General features: G+C 65.7%; 17 protein-coding genes. 1 reads left to right on the plus strand and 16 read right to left on the minus strand.

The genetic code is table 11. From position 1 onward, the window contains the following. Window positions 1-115: 115 nt before the first annotated feature. From L8G49_RS16375 to L8G49_RS16410, 8 genes are all read right to left on the minus strand, one after another. Window positions 116-1,441, minus strand: a complete 1,326-nt coding sequence (locus tag L8G49_RS16375; RefSeq protein ID WP_242186789.1) for a sorbosone dehydrogenase family protein — start codon at window positions 1,439-1,441, stop codon at window positions 116-118. Between the two features lie 247 nt (window positions 1,442-1,688). Continuing rightward, window positions 1,689-3,935, minus strand: coding sequence for a catalase/peroxidase HPI (gene katG, locus L8G49_RS16380; RefSeq protein ID WP_242186790.1), 2,247 nt, complete (start codon window positions 3,933-3,935; stop codon window positions 1,689-1,691). 264 nt (window positions 3,936-4,199) lie between these two features. Next, window positions 4,200-5,141 carry a hemolysin family protein gene (locus L8G49_RS16385; RefSeq protein WP_242186792.1) on the minus strand — a complete coding sequence of 314 codons (942 nt, stop codon included), beginning with the start codon at window positions 5,139-5,141 and terminating at the stop codon, window positions 4,200-4,202. Window positions 5,142-5,150: 9 nt separating this feature from the next. Beyond that, window positions 5,151-5,660: an rRNA maturation RNase YbeY gene (ybeY, locus tag L8G49_RS16390; RefSeq protein WP_242186793.1), complete on the minus strand. Its 510-nt coding sequence runs from the start codon at window positions 5,658-5,660 to the stop codon at window positions 5,151-5,153. A gap of 200 nt (window positions 5,661-5,860) precedes the next feature. Continuing rightward, complete coding sequence (locus L8G49_RS16395) at window positions 5,861-6,721, minus strand: WcbI family polysaccharide biosynthesis putative acetyltransferase (RefSeq protein ID WP_242186794.1); 861 nt, start codon at window positions 6,719-6,721, stop codon at window positions 5,861-5,863. Next, window positions 6,718-7,803 (minus strand): GSCFA domain-containing protein, encoded by a 1,086-nt coding sequence (locus L8G49_RS16400; protein WP_242186795.1) that lies wholly within the window; start codon window positions 7,801-7,803, stop codon window positions 6,718-6,720. Before L8G49_RS16400 ends, L8G49_RS16395 begins: the two co-directional genes overlap by 4 nt. 299 nt (window positions 7,804-8,102) lie before the next feature. After that, a complete protein-coding gene (locus tag L8G49_RS16405; RefSeq protein ID WP_242138436.1) occupies window positions 8,103-9,104 on the minus strand; it encodes a PhoH family protein in 1,002 nt (333 codons plus the stop codon). A 200-nt stretch (window positions 9,105-9,304) separates the two neighbouring features. Next, window positions 9,305-9,454, minus strand: coding sequence for a hypothetical protein (locus L8G49_RS16410; RefSeq protein ID WP_242138437.1), 150 nt, complete (start codon window positions 9,452-9,454; stop codon window positions 9,305-9,307). A gap of 201 nt (window positions 9,455-9,655) precedes the next feature. On the opposite strand from L8G49_RS16410, the gene L8G49_RS16415 reads away from it, so the two are divergent. Continuing rightward, window positions 9,656-10,174 (plus strand): PilZ domain-containing protein, encoded by a 519-nt coding sequence (locus L8G49_RS16415; RefSeq protein ID WP_242138438.1) that lies wholly within the window; start codon window positions 9,656-9,658, stop codon window positions 10,172-10,174. Here L8G49_RS16415 and miaB read toward each other — a convergent pair. The 8 genes from miaB to L8G49_RS16455 form a co-directional block, all read right to left on the minus strand. Continuing rightward, window positions 10,167-11,495 carry a tRNA (N6-isopentenyl adenosine(37)-C2)-methylthiotransferase MiaB gene (gene miaB / locus L8G49_RS16420; RefSeq protein ID WP_277923320.1) on the minus strand — a complete coding sequence of 443 codons (1,329 nt, stop codon included), beginning with the start codon at window positions 11,493-11,495 and terminating at the stop codon, window positions 10,167-10,169. The genes L8G49_RS16415 and miaB overlap by 8 nt on opposite strands. Before the next feature lie 145 nt (window positions 11,496-11,640). Continuing rightward, on the minus strand, window positions 11,641-12,585 hold the full coding sequence (locus L8G49_RS16425; protein WP_242186796.1) for a lysophospholipid acyltransferase family protein: 945 nt from the start codon (window positions 12,583-12,585) through the stop codon (window positions 11,641-11,643). Next, window positions 12,569-12,991, minus strand: coding sequence for a Fur family transcriptional regulator (locus L8G49_RS16430; protein WP_242138440.1), 423 nt, complete (start codon window positions 12,989-12,991; stop codon window positions 12,569-12,571). Before L8G49_RS16430 ends, L8G49_RS16425 begins: the two co-directional genes overlap by 17 nt. A 92-nt stretch (window positions 12,992-13,083) precedes the next feature. Further along, window positions 13,084-13,506 carry a MucR family transcriptional regulator gene (locus L8G49_RS16435; RefSeq protein ID WP_242138441.1) on the minus strand — a complete coding sequence of 141 codons (423 nt, stop codon included), beginning with the start codon at window positions 13,504-13,506 and terminating at the stop codon, window positions 13,084-13,086. Window positions 13,507-13,617: 111 nt separating this feature from the next. Continuing rightward, a complete protein-coding gene (locus tag L8G49_RS16440; RefSeq protein ID WP_242138442.1) occupies window positions 13,618-14,088 on the minus strand; it encodes a GNAT family N-acetyltransferase in 471 nt (156 codons plus the stop codon). Continuing rightward, window positions 14,085-14,732: a tRNA (adenosine(37)-N6)-threonylcarbamoyltransferase complex dimerization subunit type 1 TsaB gene (gene tsaB, locus L8G49_RS16445; protein ID WP_242186797.1), complete on the minus strand. Its 648-nt coding sequence runs from the start codon at window positions 14,730-14,732 to the stop codon at window positions 14,085-14,087. The genes L8G49_RS16440 and tsaB overlap by 4 nt, the downstream gene beginning before the upstream one ends. Before the next feature lie 4 nt (window positions 14,733-14,736). Continuing rightward, window positions 14,737-15,327, minus strand: coding sequence for a malonic semialdehyde reductase (locus tag L8G49_RS16450; RefSeq protein WP_242138444.1), 591 nt, complete (start codon window positions 15,325-15,327; stop codon window positions 14,737-14,739). Continuing rightward, window positions 15,327-15,899 (minus strand): NifU family protein, encoded by a 573-nt coding sequence (locus L8G49_RS16455; RefSeq protein WP_242138749.1) that lies wholly within the window; start codon window positions 15,897-15,899, stop codon window positions 15,327-15,329. Before L8G49_RS16455 ends, L8G49_RS16450 begins: the two co-directional genes overlap by 1 nt. Window positions 15,900-15,931: the final 32 nt, after the last annotated feature.

The raw sequence follows: 15,931 nt of genomic DNA on the forward strand, positions 1-15,931 counted from the left end.
CGTCTCCCCTCCCTGGAAGGGAGGGGTGGGGGTGGGTCGGTGTGAATTGGGACCAGCGCCCGCCCCATAGCGACCCACCCCCGGCCCCTCCCTTCCAGGGAGGGGAGAAGAACGGCTACTTCGCGCTGACCCGCCACACCGTGTTGCCGACGTCATCCGCGACCAGCAGCGCGCCGCCGCGATCGAACGTCACGCCGACCGGACGGCCCTGCGCCTCGCCCTTGGCGTTGAGGAACCCCGTCAACACGTCGACCGGCTTTGCACCCTTCCTGGGGAAGCCGAGCTCGCCGAACGGCACGAACGCGACCTTGTAGCCCGACACCGGCACGCGGTTCCACGAGCCATGCTCGCCGACAAAAGCGCCGTTCGCATACGCCGCCCCGAGTCTCGCGTCGTTCGCGAAGGTCAGCCCGAGGGCGGCCACATGCGGCCCCATCGCGAAATCGGGGCGCTTGGAATATTCCTGCAACGCCGGGTTCTCGGGCTTCACTCGCGCATCCGGATAGCCACCCCAATAATACCACGGCCAGCCGAAGTTGTCCCCGAGGCCGACCCGCGCGATGTAATCGGGGACGATGTCCGAGCCCAGCATGTCGCGCTCGTTGACCGCGACCCACAGCCCGCCCGACTTGGGCTCGAACGCCATCCCCTGCGGGTTGCGCAGGCCAGCGCCGAACACGCGGAACGTCTTCGCCTGCGGGTCGACCTGGAGGATGTTGGCGCGGTATTTTTCCTTATCCATGCCGTTTTCCGCGATGTTAGACGACGAGCCGACGCCGACGTAGAGATACTTGCCGTTCGGGTCCGCGAGCAGCGTGCGCGCCCAATGGTTGCCGCCGCCGTTGAGCGCGATCACCTTATCAGGCGTCGCGGTGATCTTCGTCTCGCCGGTCTTGAACGGCACGCGGACCAGCGCGTCGGTGTTGGCGATGTAGAGATAGCCCCCGAGCAGCGCCATGCCGGTGGGCGAGTTGAGCCCGCCGATCAGCACGGTCTTCTGTTCCGCGACGCCGTCGCCGTTCGCGTCGCGCAGCAGCGTGATGCGATTGGCGGAGGGAACGCCCGCGCCCGCGCGTCCGAGCAGGTAGCGCATCACGGTGTCGGTGATGCTGCGGCCCTTGCGCGGCGGCGAATTGGTCTCGGCGACCAGCACGTCGCCATTGGGCAGCCGATAGAGCCAGCGCGGGTGCTCCAACCCTCGCGCGAACGCGGCGACCTTGAGCCCGGCGGCGGGGACCGGAGTCGCGCCCGCCGGCCAGCCGACCGCCTTGGCGACCTGCGTGGTCGGGATCGTCTGTTCGCGGGGTGCGGCGATGGTCGGGCGTTCGCCTTCGACCTGGGCGATCGGGAGCTGGGCGGGTTCGGGCTGGAACATCCACCAGAGGACCGCCGCGCCGACGACGACGAAGATGCCGAGGAGGATGAGAATATGTTTGCGCATGGGGTGGTGATAGGGGGGCGGGGGGCTTGTTGGAAGGGGGCTTTGTGGCCGCGGTGGTGCCCCGAACATGGCGGCCCCGGCCTTCGCCGGGGTGACGTCAACACACCCGTCACCCCGGCGAAGGCCGGGGCCGCCACTTTAGCCGGACGCAACCCAAGTCCGACACCAGACCCTAAAAAAGCGAAAGCCCGGGGGCACAGGCGAGAAACCTGCACCCCCGGGCCTTCGCCGGATCCTCACGCCCCTATCAGGCGACCGCAGGCTCGCCTTCGACATGGCCCGACGCGACGTCGAACCGGTCCGCGTTCATCACCTTGACCCACGCGTCGACGAAGTCCTTGACGAACTTGTCGCCAGCATCCGCCGAGGCATAGACCTCCGCGACGGTCCGCAGCTGCGAGTTCGCGCCGAACACCAGGTCGGTGCGCGAGGCGGTCCACTTCTGCTCGCCGGTCGCGCGCCGCGTGCCGAGATATTCCTCGTCGCTTTCGTCGCTGATCTGCTTCCATGCGGTCTGCATGTCGAGCAGGTTGACGAAATAGTCGTTGGTCAGCTGACCCTTGCGGTCGGTGAAGACACCGTGGTTCTCGGCCTTGGGGTGGTTCGCCCCGAGCACGCGAAGTCCGCCGAGCAGCACTGCCATCTGCGGGCCGCTCAGCCCGAGCAACTGCGCCTTGTCGACCAGCAGTTCCTCGGTCGGAACGCTGAACTTGACCGACAGATAGTTGCGGAAGCCGTCCGCCTTGGGCTCGAGCACGTCGAAGCTCGCGGCATCGGTCTGCTCGGCCGACGCATCGGTCCGACCCGGCAGGAACGGCACTTCGATCGTCTTGCCGGCCGCCTTCGCCGCCGCCTCGACCCCGACCGAACCACCGAGCACGATCAGATCCGCGATCGACACCTTCTTGCTACCCTGACCGTCGAAGTCGGCCTTGATGCCCTCATAGATGCCAAGCATCTTGGCGAGCTGCTCGGGCTGGTTGACTTCCCAGTCCTTCTGCGGCGCGAGCCGGATCCGCCCGCCATTCGCGCCGCCACGGTGGTCCGACTGGCGATAGGTCGATGCCGACGCCCAGGCGGTCGTCACCAGCTCGGCGACCGAAAGCCCCGAATTGGCGATCGCCTGCTTGAGGCCACCGATGTCACCCGCGTCGATCTGCGGATAGTCCGCCTTGGGGATCGGGTCCTGCCAGATCAGGTCCTCGACCGGAACGTCGGGACCGAGATAGCGGACCTTCGGCCCCATGTCGCGGTGGGTCAGCTTGAACCAGGCGCGTGCGAAGGCATCGGCGAACGCCGCCGGGTCCTTCTGGAAACGCTTGCTGATCTCGAGGTAGGCCGGGTCCTTCTTGAGCGCCATGTCGGCGGTCGTCATCATCGTCGGGACCTTGACGCCGGGGGTGTGCGCCTTGGGGGCGAGCGTTTCCTCGGGGTTGCCGACCGGCTGCCACTGGTGCGCGCCTGCCGGGCTCTTGACGAGTTCATACTCGTGGTCGAGCAGCATGTCCCAATAGGTCTGGTCCCAGGTGATCGGCGTCGGGGTCCAGGCGCCTTCGATCCCCGAGGTGATCGTGTCGTCGCCCATCCCGGTGCCGTGCGTCGAGGTCCAGCCAAGACCCTGCGTCGCGATATCCGCACCCTCGGGCTCGACGCCGACGAGCGAGGCGTCACCCGCGCCGTGCGCCTTGCCGAAGGTGTGGCCGCCGGCGGTCAGCGCGACGGTTTCCTCGTCGTTCATCCCCATGCGCGCGAACGTCTCGCGCATGTCGCGCGCCGAGCCCATCGGGTTGGGGCAGCCGCCCGGGCCTTCCGGGTTGACGTAGATGAGGCCCATCTGGATCGCGGCGAGCGGGCTCTCGAGCGCGCGGCCCTCTTCCTCCTCGATCCGCGTATCGCCGAGCCATTCCTCTTCGGTGCCCCAGTAGATGTCCTTCATCGGCTCGAACACGTCCTCGCGTCCGCCACCGAAGCCGAACACCGGGCCGCCCATCGATTCGATCGCGACGTTGCCCGCCATGATGAACAGATCGGCCCAGCTCAGCTGCTTGCCGTACTTCGACTTGATCGGCCACAACAGGCGACGCGCCTTGTCGAGGTTGCCGTTGTCCGGCCAGGAGTTCAGCGGCGCAAAGCGCTGCGAGCCCGACGACGATCCGCCGCGACCGTCACCGGTGCGATAGGTACCGGCGGAATGCCACGCCATGCGGATGAAGAACGGGCCGTAATGCCCGTAATCCGCCGGCCACCACGGCTGGCTGTCGGTCATCAGCGCGGTCAGATCGCGCTTTACCGCGGCGTAGTCGAGCGCGTTGAACGCTTCGGCATAATCGAAGTCGTCGCCCATCGGGTTTGCCGACAAGCCGTTCTGCTGCAGGATTTCGAGGCTGAGCTGGTTGGGCCACCAATCGCGGTTGGTGCGGCCGAGCAAAGAGCGGAGCGCAGCCGGCTCCTTGCTCGGATCGCTCAGCGGGCTGCCTGTGGTGATTGCGTCCATGGGTCTCTCCAATCGACTCTTGTAAACTCAGGCTGGAGACTGCCACGACCGGCGCAATTGAGGAAATGCATTAATCCGAAGAGAGTGATCGGTTGGGTGATATTTGGGAAGCTGTGTTTCGCTCTGAAACCGTTCGCTTCCCCGGCGAAGGCCGGGGCCCAGTCGAGATGGCCGAGGTAACGGAGCGCAGTCCTCACCTTTCGGCGTTCCGCTCCTGGGCCCCGGCCTTCGCCGGGGAAGCGTGAATGGTAAGCGCAACCTTACCTAGTCTTCCCGCCCCTCCTGCACCGACCGTGGCGGATGCAGGCGCAGGCTCAGCACGCGGCGCGGATCCGCCGCGACGATCTCGAGCGTCCAGCCGCTGTCGTGGACGATGCAATCGCCGACCTTGGGCATGTGCCCCGCAAGCACCGCGGCAAGCCCGCCGATCGTGTCGATGTCGCCATCGACCTCCGCGAGCCGCTCGTCGATCGTCTCGCCGACATCCTCGAGCTCGGCGCGCGCATCGACATCCCAGGCGCCACCGTCCAGCGGCACGAGCAACGCGGTCGGCGCGTCGTCATGCTCGTCCTCGATGTCGCCGACGATCTCCTCGATCAGGTCCTCGATCGTGACGAGCCCCTCGGTCCCGAAATATTCGTCGAGCACGATCGCGAGATGCACCCGCTTCTGCCGCATGTCCGCAAGCAGATCGAGCGCGCCGCGCGACATCGGCACGTAGAGCGGCTCGCGGATCAGCGGCGCGATGCTGTCGGGATGCTCGGCGCCGGTCGCGAGGATCTGGAACACGTCCTTGATGTGGACCATGCCGATGATCGTATCGAGCTTCTCGCGGTACACCGGCAGGCGGCTGTGCCCGGCCTCGGCGAACAGAGCGACGAGATTGGCGAAGCTGGTGCTTTCCTCGACCGCGACGATATCCGCGCGCGGCACGCCGACGTCGCCCGCATCGCGCTCGCCGAAGTGGAGCAGGTTGCGGACCATCGTCCGCTCGAGCGGGGACAGATCCCCCTTGGCGTCGGGCGCGGGGTCGTCCTCATGCGCGTCGATCGCTTCCTCGAGCGTCGCGCGGAGCGATTCGTCGCCCGAATGGCCCGAGATCCAGCTGCGGAACGACCGCCAAATGCTGGTTTCATGCCCGGGGGAGGCATGGGTGACACCGCCGTTAGGATTGGCGGTGCCGGTCGTACTTTGGCCGTCGGGCATGAGCTTGGGTTAGTCCTCGTCGATCAGATACGGGTCGGCGATGCCCAGCGCGGAGAGGGCCGCGACCTCGATCGCTTCCATCGCCCCCGCCTCGTCATCGTCCAGATGATCATACCCTAGCAAATGCAGCGTGCCATGCACGATCAAATGCGTTGCATGCGTTTCGACCGCGATATCTTTTTCCGCCGCCTCGCGGGCGCACGTCTCGTAGGCGAGTACGATATCGCCGAGCAGCACCTCACCATCGTCAGAATTCTGCGCGATCGTGTCGAGCAGATCGGCCTGGACCATCGGGAAGGACAGCACGTTGGTCGGCTTGTCCTTGTGGCGATATTGCGCGTTCAGCGTCTGCACTTCGGCGTCGTCGGTCAGCCGCACCGAAATCTCGACCGTTGCGGCACCGGTGGCGAGTTCGGCATGCGGCGTGCGTTCCAGAGCGGCGGTTGCAGCCCGCGTTGCGAGCGCCTCCCAGTCATATTGGGGCCAGATGTCTTCCTGCTGCAGTTCGACGAGGATCATGAAACTATCGCGTCCTTGAGACCGGAGTGCGCAAGATCACTGCCTTCTGATACCCGCTTGCCTGCGAAGCGCGCGCGACGCATTCGCCGATGGACGGGGCCGATGGAGTGAACGCTCCTGCATAACCGCGCGCGTTGAGCGAGGGCAAGGTCGGTCTCCATCGCTTCAGCCAGCGGCAGCGATGCACGCGGAAGGATCCATCACAGTTGCAGGGTGGCGACGGCGGATTTGATCGTCGCGATCTCGGCGAGCGTACCCGGTGGCAAGGCGGCATAGGCCTCGAAGCTGCCGTCGATCATCTGCTCCAGCGTCAATCCCTGTGCGCCGGGATGACCGGTGACGAACAGCATGTCCCCGGCAAGGCCGATCCGACGCGCGATCTCGGGATAGATCGGCCATTTGCATCCCGCCATCGGATCGTCGGTAATTGCGGGCACGTCTTCGCGGATCTCCAATCCAGCCTGCGTCAGCGCATGCCGCGCAATGTCGGCGACGACCCGGATCGCGGGATGGTTGACCGTATGCATGAAAGAACCTGCGCCGAGCCATTCCGTAAACAGTCGCTCGGCTTCCAATCCATGCTCGCCGAGCCACAGCGTGGCCGCTGCCCGCGCTTTTGGAAAGGCGTCGAAATAGCCGAGACGGGCGTAGCTGAGGCTGTTGAACAGGCGACGCGTTTGCGCCGGGGTGCGATTGGCGACGAAGGCGGCCGCGATGATCCGCGAATTGTAATCCCCCATCACCGACCGGACCACCCCGCCCGCCGAGTCGAGCAAATAGGCGCTGTCGGGGTGGAAGCCGTCGAAACCGAAGCCTGGCCAATGCGTGGTCTTGGGCCGCGCGGCGATGGCCGCGGCACGAACGGGCCCGTGGTGCGGCCATTCGACCCCTTGCGACAAGACGATGTCGGCGGTCTCCAACTCGGCTACGACCAACTGTTCGTAGTCCGGATGATACACACACGTCAGGTGGACGGTCGTGACCTCTGCATCCGGGATCGCCAGTCGCGCCCACGCGGCAAAACTCTCGCACTGGCAATTGCCGACGACGGCGATCTTCATTGCGCGCTCCGTTCCGGATCGAGCAATTCCTCGTCGCAGATGATTCGCCCGAGCGCCTGCAAGCGCTGGAGTGATCCGGCGACGTCCGCCTCGTCGATTGCTCGGTCGGGCTGCTCGTCCGGCGGTCTGCGATCGTCGTCGTCCGTGGTGAGATAATGACGCGAAAACACCCGCATCACGTGCGCCACGCCGTCGGCGGTGATCGATCGCAGATCCGCCTCGAAATACCGTCCGCGCGCTTGTGGCCCGGTGATGATCTCGTAAGACGGGAAATAGGCCAGGTCGGGCTCGGACTCGGACAGCATGTCGGCTGCAACGCGCAGGATCGCCTTGCTCGCGATCGTCGAAACCAGCACGTGGCGGGGAACATAGGTCGCGATCAGCGGAACGGGCGACACGGTTAGCAGCACGCGCACGCGCGGATTGACCTCGCGCAGCAGCGCGAGAAACCGGCGCATGTCGTCGACCACCTCCTCTACCGTCATGTTGTGGAACCGATAGGCGCCGGATCCCGGATCGGCTTCCACGCCGGGCGTGATCGGGAAGACCGCGCCATCCGCGTCCGCGATCCAGCATTCGGTCAGCCCGAGCGTGAAGATGAAGACGTCGCACGTCTCGAACATCCGGCACACCGCGTCGAGATGCCCGACGCGCGCCGTCGCGACCGCCTTGGGCGAATCGAAGCCAGCGGTGCACATCGTCGGTCGGAACGGATCGACATAGCGACCATCCGCGCGACGCCAGGCAGTGTCGTGCGGATCGCGCAGTCCGAACGCACGCTCGAACAGCTGGAGCAGCTGGCGCGCGGTGTAGATGTTGCCGTAAGCGGCCGAGAACGCTGCGTGCGCCGCCACGTCGCGGGGATCCGGGGGATTTCCCTCCGCAACGATGGGTGCGAAGCCGGCGGCGCGCAATTCCCGGGACAGATGTTGCGCGAAGCAACTGCCCGCGGTCGCGATGCGGTCCCTGCGAAACAGCCGGAAGGGGATGTCGACGACCGGGTCGATGCTGTCCCCCGGGCATGCCGCAACGGAACGGCGCCAGAAAGCGGCATCAGGAAGCGACCTGTACGGATTTTCCATCGGATCCTCGCGCGCATCGAGACAAGACGGCTCCTGCGAACGGGGACGCCTCCCTCCTCCGATAGCGGTACGCGGGCACTCCCGGCCTAGGGGATTCCCCAGCCTCGATCCACGCCGGTCTGGACCGAGGCCAGGGTATCAGCGGGCGCCGGCGATCGAGCAAATGCACCCGGAGCGTAGCACGCGCGGCATCCTGTCTGCGCTCTCGTCACCCCCGACGAAGGCCGGGGCCGTGTCGTTATCGCGGATGACGCCCGGGTAACGCAGCGGCCCCGGCCTTTGCCGGGGTGACGGCTTCGTCAGCTCGCCCCCTCATAGGCTTCGACGATCCGCCCGACGATCGGATGGCGTACCACGTCGCCCGACCCGAACCGGCAGATCGACAACCCCTCGACTCCCTCGAGGCGTCCGACCGCGTCGTTCAACCCCGACGCGTTCATGCCGCCGGGAAGATCGGTCTGCTTGGGATCGCCGCACACTACCATCCGGCTGTTCTCGCCGAAGCGCGTCAGGAACATCTTCATCTGCGCGGGCGTCGTGTTCTGCGCTTCGTCGAGGATGATGAACGCATCCGCCAGCGTCCGCCCGCGCATGAACGCGATCGGCGCGATTTCGATCTCGCCGCTCGCGATGCGCCGCTCGACCTGTTCGGCGGGCAGGCAGTCGTTGAGCGCGTCGTAGAGCGGGCGGAGATAGGGATCGACCTTCTCCTTCATGTCACCGGGCAGGAAGCCCAGTTTCTCGCCCGCTTCCACCGCCGGGCGGGACAGGATCAGCCGCTGGACGCTGCCGGTGATCAGCTGCGCCACCGCCTGCGCGACCGCGATGTAGGTCTTGCCGGTGCCCGCTGGCCCGAGCGCGAAGATGATGTCGTTGTTGAGCAACTGCCGCATGTAATGCGCCTGGGCGATCGTGCGCGGGACGATCGTCTTCTTGCGCGTGCGGATCATGATCTGCGGAACCGCGCCGCCGCTGGCATCGGCCTGGATGATTCCGGCCAGGGTCGGCTCGCTCGACATCGCGATGACCGCGTCGATCAGGCCCGGGTCGACGACTTCGCCCCGTGCGATCCGGTTGTACAGGCCGTGGAGCACGTCGCGCGCCTGCGCGACCGATTCCGCAGTGCCTTCCAGTCCGACCTTGTTGCCGCGCGCGGTGATATAGACGCCCAGCTTGTTCTCCAGGGCGAGCAGGTTCTGGTCGAACTCTCCGAACAGTTGCGCCATCAACTGGGGGCGATCGAACACGACCTCGGTGCGGCTACGGTCGCCGGATTGCGCGGGGACTGGCTTGCGGCTCATGCAATTCCTTTGCTGGGAAAAGGCGGACGATAGGCATCACGACTGGTGACGCTGAACGGAACGCGAACATGGGGAGCGATGGGCAGCCGGGCAAGGATGGGGGGCGGGATCGTTCGGGGCTGCATCCGGGAGACGGTGTGGCACGCCGTCGTGAACGGTGACAGACAAAAATGCGCAGGCGTTCAATCGACGCCGCGGTGTCAGCGCCGGACGCCGATGCGCGTCAGCGCCACCTCGACCCCCGACACGATGATGCGCGCCGCGCCGATGAAAATGTACACCCATAATGCGGGCGGATTCGGCTTCCACTGGCCGGGTGCGAGGTCGGACGAGGAGCGATCGGGAAGCATGGACACCATGGTGCGCCAAAGCGGATTGCTTGTCGAGAGCATGTGCGGCGAGCGGCCGGCGCGACACGTCAGGTTGCCGCTGGCCAAAGCTGCTTGGGAAGCGTATCATCAATTCAGGTTAAACTACCGACCAAGAAGGAAAGAGGGTTACGAAATCTTAGTATTCTTGTGTGAGCCGTGTGTCCTCTCGGAGAACGGTACATGGTTTTGACTGCACAACTCTTTCTTCAGGAAGATGGTGCCCTGCAGGAGCCGGGCCCCAGCGGTCGTCAGGCGCCGCGTCGCCCGATCCATGCCGGCGCCACTGTCCGCGACGACCGCGCGCGACCGATCGATGCCGAGGTTGTCGATCTTTCCACCACCGGATGCCTGATCGTCGTCGATGGCGTGGTTGCGGTGCCGTCCGACATCAGCATCGGCATCGCTGGAATCGGGCGCGTTTCCGCGCGAATCGTGCGGCGCAACGGGCAGCGATATGGCTGTGCCTTCGACCAGCCGCTGTCCGAGGGAGCCGTGCTGGCCGCGCGTGCGGTCCAGACCGTGGTCCCGTTCGCAACGGGCGCCGATCCCCTGCCGACCGGCGCGAGCGATGCGAACGCGGACCCCGAATTCCGTCGTCTGCCGATGCGTACGCGCCTGGTCGTCATCGTCGGCGCGTCGCTGGCGTTGTGGGGCGTGGTGGTGACCGGCGTGGTCGCCGCGGTGGCCGTCCTCAGCTGATCGGCAGACCGGCCGACTCGGTGCCCGATACGGAATTCGGCCCGGCCTGCGTGATCTCGACCGTCACCAGATCGCCGACCTTCGCGTCGGTGACGAGATGGACCGATTGCAGCCATGGCGATTTGCCGAGCATCTGCCCGGGCAGCTTGCCCTTGCGCTCGACCAGCAACTGGCACCGCCGTCCGACACTGGCGGCGTTGAACGCCGCCTGATCCCGATTGAGCGCGGCCTGGAGCCGCTGGAGCCGCTCGTCCATGACGTCGGCGGGAACCTGCTCCCCCATCGTCGCCGCGGGCGTGCCCGGGCGTGGCGAATATTTGAAGCTGAACGCCTGCGCATAGCCGACGGCATCGACCAGGCTCAGCGTATCGGCAAAATCCGCCTCGGTCTCGCCGGGGAACCCCACGATGAAATCACCGGAGAGCGCGATGTCCGGCCGGACCGCGCGCACCCGGTCGAGGATGCGGAGGTACGAGTCCCGGCTGTGGCTACGGTTCATCGCTTTCAGAATGCGGTCGCTGCCGGACTGCACCGGCAGGTGGAGGAACGGCATGAGCTTCGCGATATCGCGGTGGGCCTCGATCAGCCCCTGTGTCATGTCGTTCGGATGGCTGGTGGTGTAGCGGATCCGGGCGAGCGCATCGATTCCGGACAGCGTCGCGATCAGATCGTGCAGGCCCTGGCCGCCATCGGTCCAGGCGTTGACGTTCTGCCCCAGCAGCGTGATTTCCCGCGCGCCGGCTTCGACCAGCGCCTTCGCCTCGTCGACGATCTGGCCGAAGGTGCGGCTCACCTCCGCCCCGCGGGTATAGGGGACGACGCAATACGTGCAGAATTTGTCGCACCCTTCCTGCACCGTCAGGAACGCGCTGGGCGGGACCCGGCGGCGTGCGGGGAGATGCCCGAATTTCATGTCGACCGGCATGTCCGTGTCGAGCGCGGCTTCGCCCCGCGCCGCCCGTGCGACCAGGTCGGGAAGATTGTGATAGGCTTGCGGGCCAACGACCACGTCTACCTTGGCGCGACGCACGATTTCCGCACCCTCGGCTTGCGCGACGCAGCCGGCCACCGCGATCATCGGGTCCTTGCCGTGTTTGCGCAACCGTCCGATGTCCGAATAGACCTTCTCGGTCGCGCGCTCGCGAATATGGCAGGTGTTGAGGACGACGAGATCGGCATCCGCGGGGTCCGCCTGCGTCAGTCCTTGTGCGGCCATCAGTTCGGCCATGCGATCGCCGTCATAGACGTTCATCTGGCAGCCGAACGATTTGACCGCGAAGGTCTTTGGGGCTTTGTGCGGAATCTTGGGGGCAGGGGTCATGTCGCGGTCGCTATAGGCGAGAACGGACAGGGGATGAACCCCTCGGTTGCTGCCGGATCTCGCAACGCGGCGGGGGCGACCGTTTCCTTTTTGCCGCCCAGGATTCGCGCGGCGGTTGCGCGGATTTACGCCCGCGGCGCCCGCTTCACCCCGTCCGCTTCACGCCGTTGGCCTCCCCGGCGCGCGCGGCGGGATGGTCCTTGATCTCCAGCGCCGCGGGCAGGGTCTCGCCCTTGCCGGCCCAGACGTCGTGGCCGATGAACGGCGGTACCGGCCCGCACATCACGACCGACAGCGCTGCCTCGATGCGCCGCTTGCTCTCCGCCGCGATCGCCTTTCGACCCGGATAGTCCCGCGGATAGAAGGGTTCGAGGAAGTGCACCGCGACGCGAAACCGCTCCGCGCGTGCGAGCAGGCGAACCGCATTGGCCTTGCCGCTTTCCTCGCCGATCCAGGCGATGTCCGCACCGACCGGCCCGTAATCGAGCAGCACCGGCTGGACCATCACGCCGGGGGGCGGGGGTTCGAGCACCTTGAGCATCGAGGTCTTGAAGGGCAGCAGCGAGCGACCGTCGGTCGTCGTGCCTTCGGGAAATACGGTGACCGACCAGTTCTCGGCAAGCGTCTCGCGCAGCGCGTTGATCTGTTCGGCGACCCCCAGGCGATCCTCGCGCGCGACGAACACGGTGCGGTTGAGCGTCGCCAGCCAGCCGACGACCGGGGCTTCCCGGATTTCCGCCTTGGCGACGAACGCGGTCCCGCTGGCCCCGGCGATCGCGCAGATGTCCACCCAGCTGACATGGTTGGAAATATAGAAGACGTCGCGCTTCAACGGTACGCCGACGACCCGCACGCGCGCGCCGCAGATCCGCGCGGCCGTCCCGAGGAACAGCCGCGGCCAGGGCGACGACAGGCGTACGAAGCGCCAGAGATAATGCAGCGGAATGGTAATCAGCAGGGACAAGGCGAGCAGCGTCACCCGCGTCCACAGGCGGACCCAGCCGAGCCAGCTGATCGGGGGCGGCCGTCCGGCCGCCGCATCGGCCCGCGCAGCCGCGCGGGCGGCGGCGGCTTCAGCCCTTGCGGTCAAGCGCGACGCCGTACAATTCCATGCGGTGGTCGACCAGTCGGAAGCCCAGCCGCTCGGCGATCGCCTTTTGCAACTGTTCCAGCTCCGGGTCGACGAATTCGATTACCTTGCCGGTCTCGACATCGATCAGATGGTCATGATGCGCCTCGGGCGCGGGTTCGTAGCGGGCGCGGCCGTCCCCGAAATCGTGCCGATCCAGAATGCCGGCCTCTTCGAACAAGCGGACGGTACGATAGACCGTCGCGATCGAAATGCCGGGATCGATCGCAGAGGCGCGTTCATACACCTTCTCCACATCGGGATGGTCTTCGGCATCGGACAGGACGCGGGCGATCACGCGACGCTGGTCGGTGATGCGCAGGCCTTTTTCGGCGCACAAGGCTTCAAGGTCGATATGGCGGGGCATGGGCCCGATGTAGGCGTCTTCGCTTTATTGCGAAAGAGGATAGTGAGTCGCAACAAGCCCTTCCCGCACCGGGAAGGGCTTGTGCGGGACGATCAGCGACCGACCGGCTTGCGACGCTTGGTGCCCAGGCCGATCTTCTTGGCCAAGGTCCGGCGCTGTTCCGCATAGTTGGGTGCAACCATCGGATAGTCGGCCGGAAGATTCCACTTCGCGCGATATTGCTCGGGCGTCATCTGATAATGCGTCATGAGGTGACGCTTCAGCATCTTCAGCTTCTTGCCGTCCTCCAGGCACACGATGAAATCGGGCTTGATCGAAGAGCGTACCGAAACCGCCGGCTCCTGGCGAACTTCGGCGACGGGGGCAGGGCCACCGAGCGACGTCAAAGCACCATGCACATTGGAAATGAGCACTGGAAGGTCGGAGACCGCGACGCTGTTGTTGCTGACGTGGGCCGCGACGATGTCGGCGGTAAGCGTGATCAGGGTGTCCTGAAGCTCGCTGTTGATGTCCATTGGAATCCTTTCACACTATAGTGCGCACGATTACAGTCCGTGGCACATGCGGGCTATCGCCCTGCACTGATTCGAATGCAAGGATCAATTACGAAGATGACCGATACGTCATTATAGATCGCGTCGATATGTCAGCGCATCGAATGCCTGACCAGCCGGTCCTCGATAGTATTGATGACGTTCGCCGACTTTCTCGAATCCTGCCGACCGGTACAGTTTGATCGCGTCGTTACCACTACGCACTTCGAGGTGGACGGTTCGCGCCCCCTGACTTGTCGCGTCGGCGACCACCGATCGTAACAACGCAGCCGCGACACCACGCCGCCGAAACGCCGGAACAGTCGCCAGCAACAACAGTTCCGCTTCGTCTAAGACACGACGGGACAGGGCAAATCCGGAAGGTTCGCCGCCCAGCGTGGCGATCGTCAACCAGACGCCGGGCATGGCGAGCAGCCCCAGGACCTGGTTGTGCGTCCAGGCTTCGCCGAAGCGCGGATCGAACGCTGCCTGCATCATACGATCGACGATCGGCAGGTCCGCGACAACGCCGCCGCGCAGGTCGACGCGCAGCATCGTACTCATGTCGATCGTCCCGCCAGGTCGACCTTGCGTGCCGCCGGCTTGGCATCGGGCGCGCGTCCATAGATCGGTACCGGCGACAATGTTGCGAATTGGGACGGCAACAGCGTCGCATGCGCCGCGTCGGGCAGCATGTCGGTCGACATACGGCTGGCATCGAGCGCGGTCATGAAGCGGACGCCGTTCCCGAAGAGCGGCAGGTCGGCGGGCACTGCCGCCAGCGCCGCTTCGGGACGAAGCGAAGTAAAGGGGGCGGTCGCGCGAAGAGGGGCGGCGAAGCCTTGCATGAAGACTTCGCCATGCCCGCCTTCCAGCACCACCGCAAGATCGGAACACCCCGTTATGCTGTCAAACGCCGCCGCAGCGATCAGCGCCAGCGACGAATAGCCATGCAGCGATGCGCCCCACCCGAGCGCAAGACCGCGGGCAGCGGCGATGCCGACGCGGATGCCGGTGAAGCTGCCCGGACCGCAATCGACCAGAATGCACGGTGCCCGACCACCGTCGGGCAGTTCCGCGATCATGGCGATCAGGCGTTCGGCGTGGCCGCGCCCGACCACTTCGTGGCGGCGCGCGATCACGCGCTGCTGAGCGATCAACGCGACCGAGCAGGCAGCGGTCGCGGTCTCGATGACAAGCGTGCGCATGCGATCAGACGATCGTGTTGAACGTCTCGAAGTCCGGCCGGGGCGAGCGATCGAAGATCGTCGCGGGGTCGCCATGGCCGAGCGTGGAAATGAAGTTGACCGTCACGCTAGGCGTTTCGGCGAAGAATGCGGTGTCGATCTTGCCGCCGTCAAACCCCGACATCGGCCCCATATCGAGCCCGAGCGCGCGTGCCGCGATGATGAAATAGGCGCCCTGCAGCGACGAGTTGCGAAATGCCGAAGCCGCACGCAATTCGGCGTTCCCGTCGAACCAAGCCTTGGCATCGACATGCGGGAACAGCGTCGGGAGATGTTCGTGGAAGTCGCGATCCATCCCGATGATGACGCTGACCGGTGCCTTCAGGATCTTGGGCGCATTTTGCGCGGAAACGCAGTCGGCGAGCTTCGCCTTGGCGGCATCGGTCGTACACCATATCATGCGCGCCGGCATCTGGTTCGCCGAGGTCGGCGCCCATTTCATCAGGTCCCAGATCGCGCGGACATCGTCGCGGCTGACCGTGGCGTCGGTGTAACCGTTGTAGGTGCGGGCGGTACGGAAGATCTGGTCGAGCGCCGCGTCGTCGAGCATCGGCATCAGATTGCGCGCACTTCGGTGACTTCGGGGACATAATAGCGCAGCAATTGCTCGATCCCGTTCTTGAGCGTGGCGCTCGACGACGGACAGCCGGCGCAAGCGCCCTGCATCGCGAGATAGACCTTCCCCTTTTCGAAGCCGCGATAGACGATGTCGCCGCCGTCATTGGCGACCGCCGGGCGGATCCGCGTCTCGATCAGGTCCTTGATCTGCGCGACGATGTCGGCGTCTTCGGGATCGTCGGCAAAGCCGCTGTCGCTGGCGACCGCGATCCCGGCTGCCGACCCAGCCCGGAACAGCGGCATGTCGGCACTGAAATGGTCGAGTATCAGACCGAGCACGTCAGGCTTGAGCACACTCCAGTCCGTACCCGCTGCGGCGGTGACGGAGATGAAGTCGCTGCCGAAAAACACGCCGGTCACATCCCCGAGCCCGAAAAGGGCTTCGGCAAGCGGCGACGCTTCTGCCTCTTCGGGAGCGGCAAAGTCGCGCGTGCCCGCCGCCATCACCGTCCGGTTGGGCAGGAATTTGAGCGTGGCCGGGTTGGGCGTGGTTTCGGTTTCGATCAACATGCTTGTCATGTGGCGCGCTGCTGCACGGATCG

It is taken from the genome of Sphingomonas sp. CARO-RG-8B-R24-01, assembly GCF_022662295.1.
GTDB lineage: Bacteria > Pseudomonadota > Alphaproteobacteria > Sphingomonadales > Sphingomonadaceae > Sphingomonas.